General features: G+C 43.5%; 27 protein-coding genes, 1 other RNA gene and 1 pseudogene. 27 read left to right on the top strand and 2 right to left on the bottom strand.

All coding sequences use genetic code 11. The annotated features are described in order from the left end of the window. Positions 1 to 246 precede the first annotated feature (246 nt). The gene (locus AACW75_RS10465) at positions 247 to 1,152 is read left to right on the top strand and encodes a LysR substrate-binding domain-containing protein (protein ID WP_009845304.1); all 906 of its coding nucleotides are present in this window, start codon (positions 247 to 249) and stop codon (positions 1,150 to 1,152) included. A gap of 225 nt (positions 1,153 to 1,377) precedes the next feature. Beyond that, positions 1,378 to 1,872, top strand: coding sequence for a DUF1097 domain-containing protein (locus AACW75_RS10460; RefSeq protein ID WP_017074344.1), 495 nt, complete (start codon positions 1,378 to 1,380; stop codon positions 1,870 to 1,872). Positions 1,873 to 2,160: 288 nt separating this feature from the next. Here AACW75_RS10460 and AACW75_RS10455 read toward each other — a convergent pair whose 3' ends face one another. Further along, positions 2,161 to 3,897 (bottom strand): ATP-dependent endonuclease, encoded by a 1,737-nt coding sequence (locus tag AACW75_RS10455; RefSeq protein ID WP_102551370.1) that lies wholly within the window; start codon positions 3,895 to 3,897, stop codon positions 2,161 to 2,163. A 238-nt stretch (positions 3,898 to 4,135) separates the two neighbouring features. Here AACW75_RS10455 and AACW75_RS10450 point away from each other — a divergent pair, with 238 nt between their 5' ends. The 4 genes and pseudogenes from AACW75_RS10450 to AACW75_RS10435 all read left to right on the top strand — a co-directional run. Further along, positions 4,136 to 5,875: a bifunctional metallophosphatase/5'-nucleotidase gene (locus AACW75_RS10450; protein WP_145568824.1), complete on the top strand. Its 1,740-nt coding sequence runs from the start codon at positions 4,136 to 4,138 to the stop codon at positions 5,873 to 5,875. Positions 5,876 to 6,514: 639 nt separating this feature from the next. Next, positions 6,515 to 7,516, top strand: coding sequence for a TerC/Alx family metal homeostasis membrane protein (locus tag AACW75_RS10445; RefSeq protein ID WP_102576223.1), 1,002 nt, complete (start codon positions 6,515 to 6,517; stop codon positions 7,514 to 7,516). A gap of 312 nt (positions 7,517 to 7,828) precedes the next feature. Beyond that, on the top strand, positions 7,829 to 8,017 hold the full coding sequence (locus tag AACW75_RS10440) for a hypothetical protein (protein WP_017079198.1): 189 nt from the start codon (positions 7,829 to 7,831) through the stop codon (positions 8,015 to 8,017). A gap of 238 nt (positions 8,018 to 8,255) precedes the next feature. Continuing rightward, positions 8,256 to 8,570, top strand: a pseudogene (locus AACW75_RS10435) (DUF1223 domain-containing protein); the annotation flags it as partial. A gap of 266 nt (positions 8,571 to 8,836) precedes the next feature. Here the strand turns inward: AACW75_RS10435 and AACW75_RS10430 are convergent. After that, positions 8,837 to 9,502, bottom strand: a complete 666-nt coding sequence (locus AACW75_RS10430) for a helix-turn-helix domain-containing protein (RefSeq protein ID WP_237297412.1) — start codon at positions 9,500 to 9,502, stop codon at positions 8,837 to 8,839. A 221-nt stretch (positions 9,503 to 9,723) separates the two neighbouring features. Between AACW75_RS10430 and AACW75_RS10425 the strand changes: the two genes are divergently transcribed. The 21 genes from AACW75_RS10425 (at position 9,724) to AACW75_RS10325 (ending at position 19,331) form a co-directional block, all read left to right on the top strand. Further along, positions 9,724 to 9,939, top strand: a complete 216-nt coding sequence (locus AACW75_RS10425) for a helix-turn-helix domain-containing protein (protein WP_017096631.1) — start codon at positions 9,724 to 9,726, stop codon at positions 9,937 to 9,939. An 11-nt stretch (positions 9,940 to 9,950) separates the two neighbouring features. Continuing rightward, positions 9,951 to 11,936 (top strand): transposase domain-containing protein, encoded by a 1,986-nt coding sequence (locus AACW75_RS10420; protein WP_237297411.1) that lies wholly within the window; start codon positions 9,951 to 9,953, stop codon positions 11,934 to 11,936. Positions 11,937 to 11,970: 34 nt separating this feature from the next. Continuing rightward, positions 11,971 to 12,918 (top strand): AAA family ATPase, encoded by a 948-nt coding sequence (locus tag AACW75_RS10415; protein WP_069669232.1) that lies wholly within the window; start codon positions 11,971 to 11,973, stop codon positions 12,916 to 12,918. Positions 12,919 to 12,926: 8 nt separating this feature from the next. Further along, positions 12,927 to 13,184, top strand: coding sequence for a hypothetical protein (locus AACW75_RS10410; RefSeq protein ID WP_237297410.1), 258 nt, complete (start codon positions 12,927 to 12,929; stop codon positions 13,182 to 13,184). Continuing rightward, a complete protein-coding gene (locus AACW75_RS10405; RefSeq protein ID WP_237297409.1) occupies positions 13,181 to 13,492 on the top strand; it encodes a hypothetical protein in 312 nt (103 codons plus the stop codon). Before AACW75_RS10410 ends, AACW75_RS10405 begins: the two co-directional genes overlap by 4 nt. Positions 13,493 to 13,502: 10 nt before the next feature. After that, positions 13,503 to 14,120 (top strand): DUF3164 family protein, encoded by a 618-nt coding sequence (locus tag AACW75_RS10400; RefSeq protein ID WP_237297408.1) that lies wholly within the window; start codon positions 13,503 to 13,505, stop codon positions 14,118 to 14,120. A 10-nt stretch (positions 14,121 to 14,130) separates the two neighbouring features. After that, the gene (locus tag AACW75_RS10395) at positions 14,131 to 14,406 is read left to right on the top strand and encodes a hypothetical protein (RefSeq protein WP_102367796.1); all 276 of its coding nucleotides are present in this window, start codon (positions 14,131 to 14,133) and stop codon (positions 14,404 to 14,406) included. Beyond that, positions 14,399 to 14,611: an ANR family transcriptional regulator gene (locus AACW75_RS10390; protein ID WP_102367795.1), complete on the top strand. Its 213-nt coding sequence runs from the start codon at positions 14,399 to 14,401 to the stop codon at positions 14,609 to 14,611. The genes AACW75_RS10395 and AACW75_RS10390 overlap by 8 nt, the downstream gene beginning before the upstream one ends. Then, entirely contained in the window at positions 14,598 to 14,846 is a 249-nt protein-coding gene (locus tag AACW75_RS10385; RefSeq protein ID WP_102367794.1) for a hypothetical protein, read from the top strand. Before AACW75_RS10390 ends, AACW75_RS10385 begins: the two co-directional genes overlap by 14 nt. Beyond that, a complete protein-coding gene (locus AACW75_RS10380) occupies positions 14,818 to 15,003 on the top strand; it encodes a hypothetical protein (RefSeq protein WP_102367793.1) in 186 nt (61 codons plus the stop codon). Before AACW75_RS10385 ends, AACW75_RS10380 begins: the two co-directional genes overlap by 29 nt. Beyond that, entirely contained in the window at positions 15,000 to 15,449 is a 450-nt protein-coding gene (locus AACW75_RS10375; RefSeq protein WP_102367792.1) for a hypothetical protein, read from the top strand. Before AACW75_RS10380 ends, AACW75_RS10375 begins: the two co-directional genes overlap by 4 nt. Continuing rightward, an RNA gene (locus AACW75_RS10370) (hammerhead ribozyme type II) lies at positions 15,448 to 15,518 on the top strand. Before AACW75_RS10375 ends, AACW75_RS10370 begins: the two co-directional genes overlap by 2 nt. Positions 15,519 to 15,546: 28 nt before the next feature. Further along, positions 15,547 to 15,783 carry a hypothetical protein gene (locus AACW75_RS10365; protein WP_102367791.1) on the top strand — a complete coding sequence of 79 codons (237 nt, stop codon included), beginning with the start codon at positions 15,547 to 15,549 and terminating at the stop codon, positions 15,781 to 15,783. 8 nt (positions 15,784 to 15,791) lie between these two features. After that, the gene (locus AACW75_RS10360) at positions 15,792 to 16,310 is read left to right on the top strand and encodes a gp16 family protein (RefSeq protein ID WP_237297407.1); all 519 of its coding nucleotides are present in this window, start codon (positions 15,792 to 15,794) and stop codon (positions 16,308 to 16,310) included. A gap of 105 nt (positions 16,311 to 16,415) precedes the next feature. Next, positions 16,416 to 16,814 carry a Mor transcription activator family protein gene (locus AACW75_RS10355; RefSeq protein WP_069669238.1) on the top strand — a complete coding sequence of 133 codons (399 nt, stop codon included), beginning with the start codon at positions 16,416 to 16,418 and terminating at the stop codon, positions 16,812 to 16,814. A gap of 193 nt (positions 16,815 to 17,007) precedes the next feature. Next, positions 17,008 to 17,463 carry a hypothetical protein gene (locus AACW75_RS10350; RefSeq protein WP_237297406.1) on the top strand — a complete coding sequence of 152 codons (456 nt, stop codon included), beginning with the start codon at positions 17,008 to 17,010 and terminating at the stop codon, positions 17,461 to 17,463. Positions 17,464 to 17,550: 87 nt separating this feature from the next. Continuing rightward, positions 17,551 to 17,973: a DUF5675 family protein gene (locus AACW75_RS10345; RefSeq protein WP_102551325.1), complete on the top strand. Its 423-nt coding sequence runs from the start codon at positions 17,551 to 17,553 to the stop codon at positions 17,971 to 17,973. 2 nt (positions 17,974 to 17,975) lie between these two features. Then, the gene (locus AACW75_RS10340; protein WP_016076441.1) at positions 17,976 to 18,251 is read left to right on the top strand and encodes a hypothetical protein; all 276 of its coding nucleotides are present in this window, start codon (positions 17,976 to 17,978) and stop codon (positions 18,249 to 18,251) included. Continuing rightward, positions 18,224 to 18,814: a hypothetical protein gene (locus AACW75_RS10335; RefSeq protein ID WP_237297405.1), complete on the top strand. Its 591-nt coding sequence runs from the start codon at positions 18,224 to 18,226 to the stop codon at positions 18,812 to 18,814. Before AACW75_RS10340 ends, AACW75_RS10335 begins: the two co-directional genes overlap by 28 nt. After that, on the top strand, positions 18,811 to 19,029 hold the full coding sequence (locus AACW75_RS10330; protein WP_016076439.1) for a TraR/DksA family transcriptional regulator: 219 nt from the start codon (positions 18,811 to 18,813) through the stop codon (positions 19,027 to 19,029). The genes AACW75_RS10335 and AACW75_RS10330 overlap by 4 nt, the downstream gene beginning before the upstream one ends. Continuing rightward, positions 19,029 to 19,331 (top strand): DUF2730 family protein, encoded by a 303-nt coding sequence (locus AACW75_RS10325; RefSeq protein ID WP_016076438.1) that lies wholly within the window; start codon positions 19,029 to 19,031, stop codon positions 19,329 to 19,331. The genes AACW75_RS10330 and AACW75_RS10325 overlap by 1 nt, the downstream gene beginning before the upstream one ends. Positions 19,332 to 19,333 lie beyond the last annotated feature (2 nt).

Genomic DNA, 19,333 nt, shown 5'->3' with positions numbered 1-19,333 from the left:
CTAATTTCCTAGTGTTGATTACTTGGTTAATCCGTAATGGTTAATCAGTAATGTTTTGCAGAGCCCTTTGGTCCTGCCATTACAGATTAGGGGGTTGAGAGGTACAGGTAAAATTGATAATTTTTAGAAACCACATCAAATTTATTGATATAGATTTGGTTACGCGTAGAATGAAATTGATTGCTCATCGGCTTAGTAAAAAACGAGCAGCAGGACATAAGTTATTAAAAGAATTAAGGATGAATTTTGCGTTATTCATTGAAGCAACTCGCGGTATTTGATGCAGTGGCAGATTCCGGGAGTGTTAGTCAAGCAGCAGACAGATTAGCGTTGACTCAATCGGCGACAAGTATGTCTCTTGCACAGTTGGAAAAAATGCTCGGCAGGCCTTTGTTTGAAAGGCAGGGCAAGCAAATGGCCCTCACTCATTGGGGCATGTGGCTAAGGCCAAAAGCGAAGCGTTTACTGCAAGATGCACAACAGATTGAGATGGGTTTCTATGAGCAGCATTTATTGAGTGGTGAACTCAAATTAGGTGCTAGCCAAACCCCAGCTGAACACCTAGTTCCAGACCTCATCAGTATTATTGATAACGACTTTCCAGAGATGCGAATCTCGCTTGGTGTGCAAAGTACGGACGCAGTTATAGATGGTGTATTAGATTACCAATATGACTTGGGCGTTATCGAAGGTCGCTGTGACGACAACCGAGTTCACCAAGAAGTGTGGTGTACTGACCATTTAACGGTAGTTGCTTCGGCTCATCACCCCTTTGCGAAGCGTGAACGTGTAAGTTTGGCGCAATTGGAGCAAGCTAAGTGGGTGTTACGAGAACACGGTTCTGGTACTCGCAAAGTTTTTGATAGCTCTATTCACCATTTAATTGGCGATCTTGATGTTTGGCGAGAGTACGAACACGTTCCTGTTTTAAGAAGTTTGGTTGCAAACGGCCCATATTTAACGTGTTTACCTTATTTAGATGTCGAACAGTTTGTTGAATCAGGCCAACTGGTTACGTTGAATGTTCCTGAGTTAGAAATGGAAAGAACACTGTCTTTTATCTGGCGTGCTGATATGGCTGAGAACCCACTTGCTGAGTGTATTAAGCGAGAGGGGAAACGAATGATGAAAGGTAAACCATCCGTTTTGTAGCTCTTAATTTACAAAATACCAAAAACTATTGACGAAATTCCGATAACTATTTGTGTTGAATAAGCGATTCCGGTCTCCATTTTATGATAAATACACATTCGCATACATTATTAATGTGACTTAGATCGGCTAAAAAAAGGCTATCTTCCCATAATATGCTTACTTGATTTTAAGTGAGGCTAAATCCGGTTGTAGATATTCCTACAATTAGGCTTTGGAAATAGTATGAGTACATTAGTCGCGATTTCATTAACAACAGGTATTTTGTCAGGTCTATGGGGATGGATTGCTATCTCTTTCGGCTTATTGTCATGGGCAGGTTTCTTAGGTTGCACCAGTTATTTTGCTTCTCCAACAGGCGGCGTGAAAGGACTAGCGGGCAGTTTATTAACTAACATGACAGGCGTATTCTGGGCAATGGTGATTATCGAAAGTTCAACCTTTGCTGGGTTAGAGATCTTAGGCTATGTAATTACCGCTATCGTTGCTTTCTTTATGTGTATTCAAGCGAAACAAGCGTGGTTAGGTTATATCCCCGGCACCTTCATTGGTTGTTGTGCTACGTTTGCTGCAGGTGGCGATTGGCAACTTGTAGTACCATCTTTGCTGCTTGGTGGTGTATTTGGATACTTAATGAAAGCTACGGGTCTGTGGCTTCACGAAAAATCGAACCAATCTTCGGAAGCGGTTGAGCAACACGCTAAGCAAGCGAAGGCTTAATAGATCAGTGATGGTTTAATCAGTTTGCTGCGGTTTAGAAGGTCAGAAACGGCCCAATAAGCCAGCAGATGCTTAGTCAATGTGAACTCTTGCAAGATAACCCCCAATTAATTTGTATAACGATTTATACAGGCACACCGTTTGGTGTGCCTTTTTTGGTTTTAATGGTTCTGGTAAGTTAAAGACGTTGTCAGTAGAAGAACCAATAACAGATATCAGATAAATTAGGTGCTACGTTTAAGTGCTAAGTGCTAAGTGCTAAGTGCTTGGGTATTAGGTGGTTAGGTATTAAGTGTTCCCGTTCGCCATGGTGATTACGCGTTTTAACGTCCACCGTAACAACAATGGAATACATTCTTGTCCTTGATTCTCGCAATGAGAAACAATCGCTAAGGCTAAGTCGGGCTTTGCATGTTTTTTAAGAACCTTAGCGACCACCTTTTTCGCTGGGATAGGATGGTCGTAAGGGATTTTTACCATGTCGCGGAAAAAGTTTTCAAATCCGTTCATATACAAGTAATGCTCAATATCCTTGTCAGGCAGTTCAGTGAGGCGGTGTCGTTCTTGATCGTTCCCTAGCTTTGATATCACGGTAGCAGCATACTTCTTACCTGCCGCATCGCCATCAGTCACCACGTGCCAATCGATGCCAAACTCTTGTGCCACCTTGATGAGTGCTTTTAGCCCTGATTGAGCGAACTCGATAATTTGCACCCCTTCAGCGGCAAGGTTATAGCCACACTGGTTAGCTAATTCATTGAATAACCAAACTTCTGTTTCACCTTCTACGAGTAACCAACATCGAGCGAATAGAGCGCCAGAACGATGGAATCGAATGTGAAAACCAATTCGTCTCAATTCGTCTTTACTGAAGTGGTTCATATTGAGTTGGTTTGCGATGGTTTTGTCGGAGTGGCGAACTAATCGACGAATTGACTGTAGAGGTACAGCAGCGAGAAGATCGCCACTGTTCGTGGTGAGAATTTTCTGCATTGGCAATTTCTGCATCAAACTCCAAGCTCTTGCCAAGTGGGTAGGGTGTAATCGACCTTCTGGATCTTCAAGGATCAAAAGAGGGCGCGCGCACCGTCTTAATTCGTTCGGACCTTTAGCTTGTAGGTATGCGTTAAGTAAACCCATGAATAATAAGCGAGTTTGTTTATTTTTGGTTTCTTCGACAAGTTGATGAATACTCTTATCGTTTGCTCCGGCAGAGTAAAGTAAACCATCGCGTGGTTTTCTTGGATTCTTACGAGAAGCGCTTTTAAATGAAAAGTAATGTTCTATTAAGCTTTGCATTGACTCAAGGCTGCTGCGCATCTCGCCTTTGTTTACATGACCAGGAATGGCCATTAATCGTCGACAGGTATTATCAATTCGCTTTTCTATTCGAGCCTTACGTCCATTGCCGTTGGTGCCGTTTCCATTGGTCGTGTGATTATGTCCGTTCCCATTTCCGTTTGCATTATTAGCGTGGCCATTAGTAGGGAGATGAGCATTATGGTTAAGTGCATTTCCATTAAATGGGCGCTCGAAGTGTCTTGCATCTCGTAAGCGGATCACTGGATGCAACGTCATCAATTCTTGAGCGAGCTTTTCTGAATGGTGCAGTTTAAGCGGATTACCTTCTATATCTAAGAAAGCATAATGTGTCGTGGTCTCATATTGCTCTAACGTTGCACTGATTCGGTAGTAGATACGGAAGACACCGAACTCATCTTGTACCCAAATTGGTTTTAGTTTGCGATAACGGCCAGCATTGAGTTCACTCTTGTCGTTGGCTTTTAACGCTAGAACAATTTGAAGGTGTTGAGACTGTGGATGTGAAACTGAGTAATCGACATGAAAATCAGTCATTTCGAAGTGATAGGGAACGCCGTCAGAGGGAAGAACGACGGAAAGGGCATCCAATAATGAAGATTTACCCCAAGTATTTTCACCAATAAGCGTGGTTAGCTCATCAAACGCGAGTGACATGCGCTTGATACCTCGAAAGCCAGAAATCTCTATTCTTTCTAGTTGCATAGGCTTGCTCCTAACGGAAGACTCTGCTAATTATTTGAAAGCTAACAGATATCTTTAATCATAATCGATAATTGTTTATTCGGTATGCTCATTTGTCACAAAACCCGCTCTTTATTAATACAGCGCAAAATGAGATTTTTGATCTATATAGAGAAATTTATTGCAGTGCAGTTTCATAAAATTCACGATTCTGTCATGATTCTCGACCTAGTATGAAGGGACAAAGAGAGAAGAAAATATGACTAAAAATAATAAGCCGACAAAAATAGTGTTGGCACACATCAACGACACCCACTCATACTTTGAACCAACCTCATTACAGCTATCACTTAAAATGAACAACCACATCATTGAACCTTATGTCAGTGCTGGTGGCTTTGCTCGAATCTCAACACGTTTCAAACAAATAGAACAAGATGCCCATCGACAAAAGGTTGGAACCTTGTTTTTACACGCCGGAGACTGCTTCCAGGGCACTTTGTACTTTTCTCTGTTCAAGGGAAAAGCGAACGCCGACCTTTTAAATGCTCTGAATATAGATGCTATGACGCTCGGCAATCATGAGCTAGACATGGGTAATGAGCCCGTTGCGATTTTCGCGAAAAGAATCAAATTCCCGCTGTTGGCCGGTAACTGGAATCTATCGAATGAGGATATCAATAAAACTCATACCTTAGCGGACAACGAAATTGTTAAGCCTTATCTGACTGAAACGCGAAGTGCTTCTTTTATAACGAAAGAGTTTGATGGCGAGAAGGTTGCCATATTCGGCTTAAGCATCGACAAGATGGCAGGCATTGCTAATCCAGATATCGATACACCATTTGAAAATGCGCTAGAAACGGCAAAAGCCACGATAGAACAGATCCATCAATCAGGCATCAACAAGATTGTGCTACTGAGTCACCTTGGTTATGAGGCTGATTTAGAACTAGCGGCCAATGTATCTGGTATTGGCGTTATTGTTGGTGGTCATAGTCATCGCTTACAAGGTGATTTCTCTGGTATTGGCTTAGTTAAAGATGATGATTACGGCGTGAAAGTCGGTGACACCTATGTTGTGCAAGCGGGTTTCCACGCAATGAGCCTAGGACACTGCGAAATCGAGTTCGATGCTGAAGGCAAAGTGACTCACTTTAACGGTAAGAACGAACTGCTGTTAGGCCGTCGACTGTTTATAGACGCGAAACTGAGTGAAGTAGGACAAGATGACGCCCATGATATGGCGTGTGAGTTCTTAAACAACCACCAGAATATTGCGGTATGTAAGAAAGATCCTGAACTACAAAGCATTCTTACCGACAAATATCAGCCTAGAGTTAGGAAGCTTCAGCAACAAGTTATCGCTCATGCCGATACAAAACTTCGCCATGTGCGTATTCCTGATGAACAAGGTCCAAGCCAACTTGCGCCGTTGGTTGCTCAGTCATTTCACTACTTGATGAATAAGAAAGGCCATGAAGTCGATTTCGCGATTCATAATTCTGGCGGCGTCAGAAATTCACTGAATAGTGGTGATGTTTCGGTTGCCGATATTGCCGGAAAACTACTACCGTTTGCCGTACCCATTGGTGTGTATGAAGTAAAAGGTGAAACGATCGCAGGCATGCTTGAAGGTGCAATCAACAATGCTTTGGATAATGGCGTTGTAGGGACAGGTTCAGGCAGTTTCCCTTATACGCATAATCTGAGGTTCTGTTATCACAAAGAAGCGCCTCTAGGGCATAGGATTCACCATTTAGAAATTCACTCTGAAGCATTGGGCTGGCAGGCTGTTTCTCGTGACCGTATTTACCGAGGCGCGTCGTCAGCCTATACCATGAAAGGAAAAGAGGGCTATAACGCTGTCTTGGATATGATAGGTGATGGCGTGGTTACGACCGACTCAATGGCTGACTGTTTCATCGAGTTTCTACAAGACCACCCAGGGTCACTGCAACACAACGAGCCGCTGAATTGTTTGGAGTGTTTTAGATAGTTACAGGTAATACTTGTGATTGTTATTATTAGTTCTGCCTATTTATAAATTTGGCATTGTTTATGCTTTATTCCTGCAGGTCGCCTTCTTGTGGAGATAAGCATGGATAAGAAAGATTGGTTGGATGCAGTAGCGGTGGTTGGTTGGGTGTCTGTTTGGTCAGCGTTGGTGTACTTGGTGCCTACTGCGGGTTTATAACGTAGCGTGCCTTGAAGTGAACTGTCAGACAAAGCGCGTACAAGACTCGTTCGTTATTCGTATCATTGAGTAACGGATTTGTATCACTGAGTAACGGTATTAGGGGGTAATTCTCTCAGCAGTATTCTCAGCATCAATACGAATGTCGTTTTGACAAACCTATAGAAATAAATGAGGAGCGTTTTGCTCCTTTTTTATTTATTTCCGAAAATTTTTCTAGACGAAACAAAGATAGAGGAATATTATCCACGCGTTTGGGGAGTAGTTAGCGCAAGTTTACATATCGTCATCTCGTTAGGCCAAGAGTCTATCCGGTATGTAAAGGTGAAATCCCATATTTCACTTCAACGAGACCAACGCAATCACAATCAAGATCCGTCGTGGAACTTGATATGTTTTGTTTGCGGAAGGTCTTGAACAGTTCTTCCGCCCGGAGGAATAATGAACTCAACTCAATCTCTATTATCTACAAATAGTGAATCCTTTTTTTCATCGCCAATTATGACGACTTATGCGGGCTTTTTCCTGCTGACAGTAATTCTCGTCTCTATTGATATCTATCAGACTCGTGGTGGCAGCGTAACCATCAAGAAAGCGGCAATTTGGAGCGTTTTCTGGTTTGTGCTCGCGTTTTTATTTGCTGGTTCCATTTACCTTTTTTGGGACATCTATGCGCCGAATAGTGAATACACAGCCCAAAAAGCAACCGTGTCATTTATTACCGGTTACTTGCTAGAAAAATCCCTTAGTGTAGACAACTTGTTCGTTTTCGCGATGATCTTTGCTCAATACCAAGTTCCTGAGCATCTAAGACCTCGTGCGCTTCTTTGGGGCGTAATTGGCGCATTAGTGCTTCGTGCAATTATGATCGCATTAGGTGCTCAACTGTTGGCAGAATACCACTGGGTACTTTATGTATTTGCTGCGTTCCTAATTGGTACGGGTATTAAGCTGGCGTTAGACAAGGGCGAAGAGGAGAGCGTGAATACGCTACCTGAGAAGTTACTTCGTAAAGTGATGCCTGTAGCTGAAAACTTCCACGGCCCAGCGTTGATGATCAAGCAAGGCACTAAATGGGTGCTGACGCCAATGATGTTGGTGATTGGTGCAATTGCGGTCATGGATGTGATGTTCGCATTGGATTCTATTCCTGCGATTTTCGCCGTTACGCGAGAACCATTCTTAGTACTGGCTGCGAACGTATTTGCATTGCTTGGCCTTCGTTCTTTGTACTTTGTTCTTCAAGGCATGATGGATAAGTTCATCTACTTGAAGCCTGCACTGGCATTCATCATGGTGTTCATTGGTGTGAAAATGCTATTGGTTGACAGTGAGTGGGCTATCCCAACGTATTGGTCGCTAGCTGTTCTGATTTCTACTATGACGATTGCAGTTATAGCGTCGATTTATGCGAAGAAGCCAGACATTGAACAAGTAAATTAAAACAAAAATAACTTATCGAAAACTCGATAAGGATTAGGTGGTCAATGAAGACTGAAATTTATTTATGTAAATTTTTTGTGACATTGACCGCTGTTACTTGAGGGTTATTTGTACTAAATGCATGATTTAGGCGCTGTTGTGAATTTTTACTCATCAAGTGTGAATATGTATTTCAAGGTATTGTTAATGGCTTGTTTTATTAGAAAAACTAATCTGAATTTCTAATTTTAGTCATTTTTTAACCTGCAAAAGATCACCTATTATTCTTGTCATCAGAACGAACCACATAAACAAATTTATAGAGAGGCAATCATGGCTCAAGCAATGCAAATGAATACTATCGCTGTTCCTAACTCTATGGATAAGAAGACCTACTCGGTTAACATCAAAGGATTGATTGCACACATTTTCGATATTCTTTTTGTAGACAACTCTCCACGTAGTTACTACGCAAGCGACCTATCTGGTCACATGCAACGCGATATCGGTATCAACCGTTAATTCCAGCGTAAACGCATTGAATTAAAGAAATACAGAATTAGAAAACGCCAGCTTCTAAAGCTGGCGTTTTTGTATCTGAAAGAAAGCTTTATATCTGAAATAAGCTGTGTGTCTGAAATAGACTAAGCATCTGAAATAACCCCGACATCTGAAAGAAACTCATCACCTGAAAGAAAGACTTAGGCATAACGGTCTGTATTTGAGCGCCAGTAAATTCGCTTTGTACAAGGATCACGGTATGTCACACGCCAAATGCAACTCACCATTGATTAAACTCTGTTTACTTGCCTTGCCAATTGGTGCCTACTCCTCTGTGTCGTTTGCACAAACGTGGAGTAACGAAGGACAGCCTGCGCAGGTTATCGAACTTTTTACCTCTGAAGGTTGTTCGAGTTGTCCGCCTGCTGATGAATACCTCAGCACTTTTGAAGATCATCCGAAACTCTGGACACAAGTCATTCCGCTCGCTTATCACGTTGACTACTGGGATTACCTAGGTTGGGGAGACAAGTTCGCCAGCAAAGCGTTCAGTCAGAAGCAACGCTTGTATAGAGACTAATGATATGAACAATAAGTAGGGACTAGGGATCAGGCTGACCTTTAAGGGATCAAGTGGGAGAAAATTAGGCTTGGAGCTAGATACAGTGCGGGGTTTGAGATTTTAGGTCTTGAGCCCCGCTTGCGTTTTTGGCTGTTGAGCAATTTTAGCTGATTTGAGCAATCCTTTCTAATTTATGTAATTTAGACTATCAAAGTGAGCACTGTCTGTTTTGTTTGTTCGCTGTTTAAATCGAGTTTAAACATTTAAAACGTGAGGCGTTAAAGTCTAACCTTTCTAATCCTCGTCATCAGAACACGCACCGCTTCACCAATGACCTCAATATCATTTAGGTCATCTCCTGAGAAAAACATTTCGTCGTACTCTTTGTTATCGCTTTTTATTTTAAGTGTCTGTTTTATATGGTTGTATTGAATTCTCTTTATGAATAGGTCATCTTTCAGACGAATGACATAAACCCCTTCATGTAAAAAGCTATCTAAATTTATCCGTTGTATCAGCACCAGGTCATCTTCATAGAGCGTGGGCTCCATGGAGTCGCCCTTTACAGGAAGAATGAATAGCTCTCTACGGTTCGTTACGCCATAGAGCGATAGAAGCTCTTTCTGGATTGCTACGTATTCATTAGCTTGGTCTTGTTCGTATGGGATGCAGCCATGCCCCGCAGACACCGTGACGTCGTAGACAGGAATCTTAATAGTATCACCAAGATAGGCACCGGAAGGCTCTCGTACCTCGTTGTTTTCTAAGGAGTCTATAACTGATTGAGGAAGGCTGCTTCTGTGGTATTCAAATGCTCTCCCTTTCACCCCTGGAGCCTTTCGTTTCTTCCATTCTTCATTCCTAGCTTTATTAGTTACTCCTTGGGGAGTATCTGGCATCCCGTTCTTTCCAACCAAGTCACTTGTTAAAAACCACTCTTTCATTTAAACCACCTAAAAAGAAAGCCATCTTGCTTTTAAGATTTGCTTTTTCTTTTAATTTTTAGTCAATACAAAACAACAACTTAAATAAAATCATCACAGAATTGATAGATTTTTAAAAGAAAGAAGTTGCTTTAACGTTTCTTTCAATCTAATCTCTTTCATACACAGCGGGGTAAACGCACAGAGTTACACCGATTACTAACTTTAAATGGTGACATGAAATGGATAAAGAAACAAACAATGCAGATTGGCACCGTGTAGACATCGTGGCCGCACTTCATAAGAAAGGAATTTCTCTTACTCAGCTTTCAGTTAGAGAAGGTCTAGCAGCAAGCACATTAAGAAACGCTATGCGCGTCAAATACCCAAAAGCTGAAAAAATCATTGCAGAAGCAATTGGGGTTCAACCATCAGTCATCTGGCCTAGCCGATACTAGAAGGAGGACTTATGTGGATTCTAGCTAAAGACCTTTTAGGAGTTGCAGGGTTGCCCGAAACACCTCAAGGAATATCGTATAGAGCGAGAAAGGAAGGATGGCAAAAGCAACAAGCTAAAGGCGTTAAAGGACGTGTACTTGAGTATCGAGTATCCACTCTTCCAGTCCAGGTTCAAACCGCCTTGATGAGAAAACAAGGCAAAGTTCAAGTTGGGGATCAGGTTCTTGAGTTGCCGAAAAAGAAAAGCGAGCAGTCGTATTGCCGTGAAGCGCTTTGGGCTCGTTGGAGTAAGAACAACAACGCTGCCAAAGAGAAAGCACAGCAAGCATTACGCACCGTTCAAGCCGTGTTTGCACTTAAGAATAACGGCATCAAGTTGATGGACGCTTATCAATCGGTCTCTGAAGAATATGGCGTGGCACTTTCTACTTTGCGTCGTAGCTGCGCGAAGGTGAAAGGGATAGACGAATGTGATTGGGCTCCAGCTCTGTTGCCTAAAAACTTTGAATCATCCCAAGCCCAAAAGCCGAATCAGTTTGCCTACATCACACCTGAAGCTTGGGAGTTTTTCAAAGCCGACTACTTGAGCCTAGAGCAACCTGCTATGTCGGTGTGTTATGAGCGCCTTATTGATACGGCTCCATCTAAAGGTTGGAAAGTACCAAGCCTAAAAAGCTTAGGACGCCGCCTTGAACATGAAGTGCCAGTACAACAACGCATCATGCTTCGTGAAGGTGAACACGCACTGCACCAAATGTTCCCACCGCAAGAACGTACCGTTGAAGGGCTTCACGCTCTGGAGTGGATCAATGGCGATGGCTATCAACACAACGTGTTTGTTAAGTGGTTTAACGGTGAAATTCTTCGTCCTAAAACGTGGTTTTGGCAAGACATCTACAGCCGCAAAATTGTTGGTTGGCGTTGTGACATTAGTGAAAACACAGACAGCATTCGCCTTTCATTAATGGACGTTTGTGAAAAGTTCGGTGTGCCTAAAGAACTGACTTTGGATAACACCAGAGCAGCTGCAAACAAATGGATGACGGGCGGCGTTCCTAACCGTTACCGCTTCAAAGTAAAAGCAGACGATCCCCTTGGCATCATCCCAATGATGAATATCAAGTTGCACTGGTCGAGCGTGATATTAGGTAAAGGTCACGGCCAAGCCAAACCGATAGAACGTGCGTTTGGTGTGGGTGGCCTTGAAGAGTACATCGATAAACATCCACTTTGCCGTGGCGCTTATACAGGCCCGAACCCAATGGCAAAACCAGACAACTACGGAAGCAAGGCGATCGATGCGGAAGACTTTCTACAAGCCATCGCTAAAGGCGTGGAAATGTACAACGCGAAAGAGAACCGAAACACCGAAGTGTGCAAAGGGTTTATGAGCTTTAACCAAGCGTTCAATGCCAGCTATGAAACGGCAGCAATACGCAAGGCAACCACCGACCAATTGCAAATGATGATGCTTCAAGCCGAGGCAGTAAGAGTGTCTAAACACGGCACTATTTCACTGGACGCTGGCGGCAGTTTGAAAGGCCGTAAGAACCGCTATTACAGCGAATCGATGATGAACCATGTTGGCCAAAAACTCGTGGCGCGTTTCGACCCATTAAAGCTGCATGAATCTATCGAGGTTTACACCTTGAATGGCGTTCGAATTTGTACCGCTGAATGTCTTGATAAGACTGGATTTGGCGATACGCAAGCGGCAAGAGAGCACAAACGCAAGCGCACACAATTTACCAAAGCGAACAAGATTGCTGCGCAAGCTCAAACAGAAATGGATGCACTGGAAGTGGCTGCAATGATGAAGCCGCTTGAAGAAGAAGTGCTACCTGAAAGCAAAGTGGTTGAACCATTCAGACCCGTTTCGATTGGCAACACGGCAGCTAAGGCCATAGCGCTAGAAGATGAAGACGAAGATTACGAACAGAACTTCAGCCAAAGCGTTTCAAACCTGTTTGAACAGAAATTCAAAAACAAGCTTTAAACCCTATTTAAACCTTCCATAAATGGAGATTGATATGAATACAAACGTAGTTGAACTAGGCAATGCAGAGGCTAAGCAAACCGACACATTAATGCGCATTCGTGCATTAACAGAATCGAAGGCTGTTTCAGCGTCTCAGATTGCAAAAGAGATCAGCGTATCACCTGCCACGCTTAGCCAAATTTTGAACGGTTCATACAAAGCTGACCCAGCCAAGATGATTGAAAAACTGAACCAGTGGTTACGCATGAGAGAACAGCGTAATGCCACGCCAAGTAAAGACCCTGGCTTTGTGATGACACCAACGGCTAAGCAGCTGACCGACGACATGATGTATGCCCAAGTTACCGAATCTATCGTGGTTATTTTTGGGGCGTCTGGTGTGGGTAAATCAGAAGCGCTGCGCGAATACAAACGAAGCAACAACAACGTATGGATGATCACTTCAAGCCCAAGCCGTTCAAGCCTTACTGAGTGCCTATATGAACTGGCTATGGAACTAGGCATGGACGATGCGCCACGCCGTAAAGGCCCACTGTCTCGCGTTATCCGAAACCGCCTGATTGGTAGCGAAGGTTTGGTGGTGATTGATGAAGCGGATCACCTTGACTACCCAACACTGGAAGAGCTGCGAATTCTGCAAGAAGAAACGGGCGTTGGCATGGTGCTAGTGGGCAATAACAAGGTTTACACGCAGCTTACAGGTGGTCGCCGTAATGAAGATTTTGCGCGCTTGTTCTCTCGCATTGCGAAGAAGCGTGGCATCCACAAAACCAAGCAAGCAGACGTTCGTGCCATTGCTGATGCATGGAACGTAAACGGCGAGTCTGAACGCGGGTTAATGCTGCAAATCAGTGAGCGCCCAGGTGGCCTTAGATTGCTAAGCAAAACACTCAAACTGGCGGCGATGTTTGCCAAAGGCCAAACCATTAGTGAGCAAGTGCTACGCAAAGCGTTTGCTGAATTAGAAACCAACGATTGAGGTGAGATATGAGCGTTCGCGAAATTGAATACAAAGGTGTTGTTGGAGTACCAAGTATAGCAAGGGCATTTGGTATGAGCGTGCACACATTAAGGTATCGACTCAATCAAGGTTTGGGAATCAAAGAGGCTGTTGAAAAGCCATTGCTTGGAACTATTGCTAAGCCTTCCTTAGAAAAAAAGGCTAAGAAGATTGATGGCATCAAATCACCTGTAGGTCTTAGCAACCTATGGAAACTAGCACTTGGAATGGGGAAATACCAATGATGAACTCGCATGAAAAACAACAGGCTGTATTAACCGCCCGTGGTCGATTGACCTTAGCTGACTGCTTCATTTTACGCATCAACTACGAGCCAGCGATTCCCGTTATCGAAGTCACCAACCCTTCTAGAAAGTTAATGGATAAAGCTGTTGCTGTGATGGAAATGCGCCACGGCACTTTGAACAAAATGTATGTAGCTCGATTCAGCAAATGCCTAGTGCGTTGGTGGTCTGGTGAGTGTCAGCAATATGTAGGCAACACCGTTATCAACTCGCAAGAACACAAATGTGCAAACCCAACTTACAACTGAGAGAAAAACAATGACTAATCAAACCCAACCACAAGACGGTTTCCGCTTCAACGGCCAAGGCCACCAAGTACCCGTAAGCCAAATCAAAGATGTTGATTTACTGCGTGATGATGTTGTTGCTGACATCGTAAAAAAAGCGATTGCGACACAAGAAACCCTTGCGCTGTTTAAGAAAGAAGCCATGCAGAATGTCGCGGATTTTGTAGACCTAAGCTCTGCTGAATTTGATGTGAAATACGGTGGCACCAAAGGCAACGTTACGCTGCTTTCGTTTGATGGCAAATACAAGGTGCAACGCTCAATTGGAGAGCACCGCGTGTTCGATGAACGCATCCAAGCGGCTAAGGCAAAAATTGACGAATGCATTAACCGTTGGAATGAAAATTCAAGCGATGAAATTAAAGCCCTGGTTGATCTGTCTTTCCGCGTAAACAAACAAGGTCACATTGATGTAAACCAAGTGCTTAGCCTTCGCCAGTTAAACATTACCGACCCTGATTGGTTAGAAGCGATGGACGCCATTGCCGACTCAATCAAGGTTGTTGGTAAAACGCCTTACCTTCGAATCTATGAACGCCAAGGTGATGGTCAGTACAAACAAATCGCTCTTGATATCGCCAAGCTATAGCGAGGTGTGAATGTTACTGATAAGCACCCGATATGGAGAGATAAACGTCAGTCGCCATGCTATCGAAAGATGGCGACAACGTACGGGTCGCAGCCTTCCACAACTTGTAGAGGCGGTGGCGAAAGCTAACCGCCCAAGCAAGAACAGACTGCGAAGAATAATGAAATGCGAATCAGGTTGGCAGCCAAAGCGAATTTTAGAAAGTGACTGCGCCTACTTCCTAATTCGAAACAACAACATTGTCACGGTGTACGACAAGCGAAAAGAGGGTTACTCCCATGCCTGAATCTAGCTACTACATGAAGCTTGCTAAAAAGGCTTCTGAATCTGAACAACTTAGTCAGTTTGGCGTTGCTGCTGAACAGTGGTTTCAAGCGTCTGAGGTGGCGTTATCAAAAGATAATCGCTACTGGGCCATCTATAGAAACCAGTACTGCCAACACCAATTGGCTTCACTACTGAAAGAGGAATGTGAACATGACAATGCCTAACCCACTGCAACGCTCTTTCACTACCGCCCACACTCGCAGAGTGATTGATCTAGAAATTGAAATGGCTGAAGCCTTAATTGAAAACGATGGCACTGCATTTCCAGATAGCACTTTTGAAGAAGGCTATATCGCAGCACTGAAATTCATTTTAAATCAGTCCAGTTCGAACGTTCGTGAAGAGTACGAAGACATGATGGATGAACTCAATGGAAAAGACGAAAGCGAAGCGGGCTAACCAATTAATCAAGTACATCATGAAGTTTCGTCGCTGCTCTCAAGTCGAAGCAGAACAATGGGCAGATAACCACTGCGGTGATTGGCGCAATACGCCACTGCCCAAAGCGAAGCGAGTGAAATCCATATCAAGCAATGAAAAGGAATATGAAGAATGAGCAAACCAATTACAAAAGAAATGTGGGCTGAGATTGAAGCGGAAATGGCAGGTGGTTGGGTTGATATCGCTTTTAATTACAAAGGTTATGAAGTGTCGGTACATCGCGTTCGTGAGTCTGAATCGAAAACCTGCCTTCAAGTCTACGTTGGGGGCTGTATCAAAGGTGCATGGGTGAGTTTTAAAGATGGAATTAGTTTCACCGAAGATGCGCCAAGCATTCTGAGTGAGGTGTGGTGCTTAAAAACCAAAGCTAAATATTCCACAAAATTCAAAAAATCGATTGAGAAAATATACGGCAAACGTCGCACAAAAAAAGAGTACCCAGACTTACACGATATTCATGCTTTTCATGTCCCTAGCTTCTCAAAGGCTTCTGTACTTTGTCGCCAATTCAAAAAGCTCGAAGGGTTAGAACTGACTAAAGCAACGTGCCTTGCGGCATAAGCGAAACAAGCAAGGTTCGCCTTGCTTGTCTGCCTAGCGTGGTTGCTAGGTACTGATGAGCAGCCAGTACAACACAAAGCTATAGGAGGTTTTTATTATGTTTGGTGAATACACACCACTAATGAAATCAGGTTTATTACAACGCCGCTTAGCGAATGGTAAAGCCATACTCGATGCTGAACTAGGCTTGCAGAAATGGTGTCCACACTGCCAAGAGTACTGGCCGCAGGACACCTTGTTCTGGTCGCCATGCAGAAGAAACCCCGATGGGTTGCAGAGTTGGTGCAAAGCTTGTCAGTTGGAATGCAAGAACGCCAAACGTAAAGCGGCTTAGGAGGAGCAATGTCTAACTTACTCAAACTTGTCCAAATCGCTAAACGTGATCTTGCAATGGAAGATGATTCTTATCGTGACGTTCTTGAGCAATGCACAGGTAAGCGAAGTGCAAAAGGCTTGAACGACATTCAACTAACCAAAGTGTTAGACAGAATGAAAGCGCTAGGCTTTAAACCCAAACGCAAGCCACAAGCAAGAGCGCCAGAAGTGGCAAAGATTCGGGCGATTTGGCGTACCATGCACAAGCAAGGTTTTATCCGCAATGCGAACGACGTTGCCATTGATGCTTATGTGAAGCGCATGACTACTGCATCAAATGGACGTGGCATTGAAAAAGCGGTTTGGCTTAAGTCAACTCAAGCGGCTGAAGTGTTAGAAGCTTTAAAGAAATGGCACTATCGATTAATGGCCGAGGTGATCACTAAAAGTGGTGGTCGCATTCCATCGAACAACGATTGCACAGGCCCAGCTGGTTACGAACTATTAGCTGAACATTATGCGAGTAACTACTACAAAACTGCTTAACGTGCCCCACCAGTAAACACTGCCATATACTACAAACACCTCGCCAAGCGGGGTGTTTTTATATTCATACTATGTGAAGGTATGCCATGTGGATGGGAGGCAGTAATGAGTGAAGAAAACCAAGACTTGTTTGGTTACAAGAATGTAAGCCTAGAAGAAGTTGAAAAACTAGCAGACGATGAAGAGCACCAACGATGGCCAGAAGCCATGCGCCAAATCTACTGCATATTTAAAGATGAACTCGTTAAGAACGAAACCGATCCAAAGCTTGCGGTGGTTTTACTGCATCGTATTTGCAAAGAGTTTGGTGGTGTTCAGCTTTACCTTCCACGCGGCAGACAGCTCGAATCTGAAATCATGAACCTGTCTATCTGGCGTGAGTTCAATGGTGCGAATGTTGAAGAGCTGTCACGTAAATACGATAAAAGTATGCAGCATATCTATCGCGTAGTCGCTAAAATGCGCAAGATAGAAGTTAAGAACCGTCAACCGAATTTATTTTAAGGAATTGAAAAATGACCATATTCGACTTAATAGTTACTTTAATCGTTGGATTTATTACTGCCTTCCCTCTTTGTAGAGTTGCTAAGAATCAAGGCTTCAAGGCCGATTGGTGGGTAATGTTAGTATTGGTTCTGATACCTGTTTTACAAATCCCTTATCTTTACTGGATTGCTTTTAAGAAAGGGAATTAGGGATGAATAAATTACTAGTGGCTCTTTTATCTGTTGTCTCTATTGGTGATTATTCAAATGAATTAAGTACAGAATATGAAACGTGGACAAAGAGTGAGAGGTTTGGTGGATACATATCACCTGAGTTGGTCAATGGTAACTTTTACGGTGTTCTAAAAGTAAATAAAGACTTCATTCAGTTCGGTTTCTTAATCCCTTATGATCAATGTTATTTTAAAGAGTCGCATCCAGAGCCGTTCGGTAGTATTTATGTTTTAGGTGGTGATTATAACTTCAGTATGATGTGTCTTGAGAAGGATGTTGCTGTAGTGTTCCCTACTGATAATTATGCTTCAGTAGGGATTGTTAATTCACTCGCTCAGGATGGTAATGTTTGTTTTATTGCTGAGGAAACTAAGTTTTGCTTTGCAGGTAAAGGGGTGTCTGGTTTAGTATCAGACACTGGTTTTTCAAACTAACAATCAACAATCCGCGTTACTTCCACAAGCTATTAAATAGAAAGCACAATCAGTTAAACGTAACCCCATTACTAAACTGGTTGTGCTATGAAAACCCTAACTCTCCATCGCAATTATTTCCCTCATGGTGTTTTTTCTTATCTGTGCGATGAGAATGGAAACGCTATTCTCAAGACCGTTGAACGACCTTGGAAAAATAACCAAGCTGGCATTTCATGTGTTCCAGAAGGTACCTATGACCTGCTGCCACATGACAGCCCGAAGTTTGGCAAATGCTACGCACTAGAAGCACCTACCCTTGGTGTTACTCGATTCGGCCCTTCTCAACGAACTCATATTCTTATCCACAAAGCAAACCGAGCAGCACAGCTTGAAGGTTGTATTGCACCAGGCATGGATTTTGGTGTGGTGAATAATGAATGGGCTGTTATCAATTCAGGCACGGCCTTCGATTATTTTATGGCTCACCTTGGTGGTGAAAAAGCCAAGCTTGTTATTCGTCGAGCGTAACCATGGGCCGCAATTGGGACTTTGCCAAACAACGAGGGCGCGAACAGCGCCTTGATGCCGAGTTGAAGGAAGTTCAAACAGGTATTGAAGTCCCATTAAACCCGCCTTTATTTAGCCACGATGCCACCATGCAGAGTTACTTTTCGAAAGCGTGGAGCCGTGTCTCTCAAAATGAAATTGATCGCCACCTTGGTATTGCGAAAACGCCACAAGGGAATGACCTAGTTTCAAAAATCAGGAGCTTAAGAGAATGTCACTTTCAGTCATCGCGGGGGTAGCTTCGCTTGCCATGGAATATGGCCCTGCTGCCATTCGCGGCATATCCAGTTTGTTTGGTGGTAGTGAAACGGCAGACAAAGTAGCTGAAGCGGTAGAGCAAGCCGATTTAATGTTTGGTGCTAACAAGGCACAGAAAGAGTTAGCCGTTACTCGCGCCTTGCAAAACTTGCCACCTGAATCTTTGGTTGAACTTGAGAAGATTAAGGTCGAGTTAGAAAAAGAAAAGACTCGCCGCCAAGAACTCACGCTTGGTGATAAACAAGCCGAACATCACGAAACCCAAGTGACGATTCGTGAAGGTGATAAGGCTGATGATGAATACGTTCGTCACACTCGCCCTTGGGGTTGCCGTTTGAGTTTGTATTCTGCCATTGCTTATATCTTCCTGTTTGAACTGCTCGAAGCCTTTGATAAAGGAACGGGGGCAAATTGGGAAATTGCAGCGGGATTGATGGCACCGTTTCTTACTTACCTTGGTTGGCGCTCTGCTGATAAGCGTGGCATGACCAAAGGCACAGGCTCAATGGTTGGTGATGCACTTAAGGCGGTGAAAGTAAAATGACCGACCAGTTCGATAAGGCTCAAGAGCTTGAGCAAACCTTCAGAGAAAAAGCCATTGCTCATCAACGTACACGCTGCATAGAACAGCCCGACGAAGATGAACACGGTAATCGCTATTGCTTAAGTTGTGGTGACACCATCCCAACTAAGCGATTAGAAGCGATGCCAAATGCGGTGCGCTGCGTCAGTTGTCAATCACATAAGGAGCCACATTAATGGAGTTGTGGATCAAAACTTATTGGCCTATCGCATGGGCCGCGTTGAGCACGTTGGGGATGTTAGTCCTTGCCTTGCTTTCTAAAACGTACGCCAAGCGAGAAGACCTCGAAAAGGTAGGACGTAAAGTGGACGAACTACAAACGCAGATTGACAATCTACCCACTCAGCAACAAGTCACGCAGCTATTACTTGAAATGGCAAACACACGCGGTGAGATGAAAGAGCTACGGGCACAAATACAGCCTGTAGAACACCTCGCTCAACTGCTATTAGAACAACGTTTAAAAGATGATAAATAGGA

The sequence above is a fragment of the Vibrio sp. L3-7 genome (genome assembly GCF_963898195.1).
Classification (GTDB): domain Bacteria; phylum Pseudomonadota; class Gammaproteobacteria; order Enterobacterales; family Vibrionaceae; genus Vibrio; species Vibrio echinoideorum.
This window is presented reverse-complemented; position numbering and strand designations above follow the sequence as displayed.

What these genes read in the sequence shown, in the direction of transcription:
- AACW75_RS10445 (WP_102576223.1), top strand. Translation starts at nt 6,515, where the DNA reads ATGAACTCAACTCAATCTCTATTATCTACAAATAGTGAATCCTTTTTT.
- AACW75_RS10330 (WP_016076439.1), top strand. Translation starts at nt 18,811, where the DNA reads ATGACCGACCAGTTCGATAAGGCTCAAGAGCTTGAGCAAACCTTCAGA.
- AACW75_RS10350 (WP_237297406.1), top strand. Translation starts at nt 17,008, where the DNA reads ATGAATAAATTACTAGTGGCTCTTTTATCTGTTGTCTCTATTGGTGAT.
- AACW75_RS10460 (WP_017074344.1), top strand. Translation starts at nt 1,378, where the DNA reads ATGAGTACATTAGTCGCGATTTCATTAACAACAGGTATTTTGTCAGGT.
- AACW75_RS10440 (WP_017079198.1), top strand. Translation starts at nt 7,829, where the DNA reads ATGGCTCAAGCAATGCAAATGAATACTATCGCTGTTCCTAACTCTATG.
- AACW75_RS10340 (WP_016076441.1), top strand. Translation starts at nt 17,976, where the DNA reads ATGGGCCGCAATTGGGACTTTGCCAAACAACGAGGGCGCGAACAGCGC.
- AACW75_RS10425 (WP_017096631.1), top strand. Translation starts at nt 9,724, where the DNA reads ATGGATAAAGAAACAAACAATGCAGATTGGCACCGTGTAGACATCGTG.
- AACW75_RS10455 (WP_102551370.1), bottom strand. Translation starts at nt 3,897, where the DNA reads ATGCAACTAGAAAGAATAGAGATTTCTGGCTTTCGAGGTATCAAGCGC.
- AACW75_RS10345 (WP_102551325.1), top strand. Translation starts at nt 17,551, where the DNA reads ATGAAAACCCTAACTCTCCATCGCAATTATTTCCCTCATGGTGTTTTT.
- AACW75_RS10450 (WP_145568824.1), top strand. Translation starts at nt 4,136, where the DNA reads ATGACTAAAAATAATAAGCCGACAAAAATAGTGTTGGCACACATCAAC.
- AACW75_RS10375 (WP_102367792.1), top strand. Translation starts at nt 15,000, where the DNA reads ATGAGCAAACCAATTACAAAAGAAATGTGGGCTGAGATTGAAGCGGAA.
- AACW75_RS10395 (WP_102367796.1), top strand. Translation starts at nt 14,131, where the DNA reads ATGTTACTGATAAGCACCCGATATGGAGAGATAAACGTCAGTCGCCAT.
- AACW75_RS10335 (WP_237297405.1), top strand. Translation starts at nt 18,224, where the DNA reads ATGTCACTTTCAGTCATCGCGGGGGTAGCTTCGCTTGCCATGGAATAT.
- AACW75_RS10420 (WP_237297411.1), top strand. Translation starts at nt 9,951, where the DNA reads ATGTGGATTCTAGCTAAAGACCTTTTAGGAGTTGCAGGGTTGCCCGAA.
- AACW75_RS10360 (WP_237297407.1), top strand. Translation starts at nt 15,792, where the DNA reads ATGTCTAACTTACTCAAACTTGTCCAAATCGCTAAACGTGATCTTGCA.
- AACW75_RS10405 (WP_237297409.1), top strand. Translation starts at nt 13,181, where the DNA reads ATGATGAACTCGCATGAAAAACAACAGGCTGTATTAACCGCCCGTGGT.
- AACW75_RS10380 (WP_102367793.1), top strand. Translation starts at nt 14,818, where the DNA reads ATGGAAAAGACGAAAGCGAAGCGGGCTAACCAATTAATCAAGTACATC.
- AACW75_RS10390 (WP_102367795.1), top strand. Translation starts at nt 14,399, where the DNA reads ATGCCTGAATCTAGCTACTACATGAAGCTTGCTAAAAAGGCTTCTGAA.
- AACW75_RS10385 (WP_102367794.1), top strand. Translation starts at nt 14,598, where the DNA reads ATGACAATGCCTAACCCACTGCAACGCTCTTTCACTACCGCCCACACT.
- AACW75_RS10365 (WP_102367791.1), top strand. Translation starts at nt 15,547, where the DNA reads ATGTTTGGTGAATACACACCACTAATGAAATCAGGTTTATTACAACGC.
- AACW75_RS10430 (WP_237297412.1), bottom strand. Translation starts at nt 9,502, where the DNA reads ATGAAAGAGTGGTTTTTAACAAGTGACTTGGTTGGAAAGAACGGGATG.
- AACW75_RS10355 (WP_069669238.1), top strand. Translation starts at nt 16,416, where the DNA reads ATGAGTGAAGAAAACCAAGACTTGTTTGGTTACAAGAATGTAAGCCTA.
- AACW75_RS10400 (WP_237297408.1), top strand. Translation starts at nt 13,503, where the DNA reads ATGACTAATCAAACCCAACCACAAGACGGTTTCCGCTTCAACGGCCAA.
- AACW75_RS10415 (WP_069669232.1), top strand. Translation starts at nt 11,971, where the DNA reads ATGAATACAAACGTAGTTGAACTAGGCAATGCAGAGGCTAAGCAAACC.
- AACW75_RS10325 (WP_016076438.1), top strand. Translation starts at nt 19,029, where the DNA reads ATGGAGTTGTGGATCAAAACTTATTGGCCTATCGCATGGGCCGCGTTG.
- AACW75_RS10410 (WP_237297410.1), top strand. Translation starts at nt 12,927, where the DNA reads ATGAGCGTTCGCGAAATTGAATACAAAGGTGTTGTTGGAGTACCAAGT.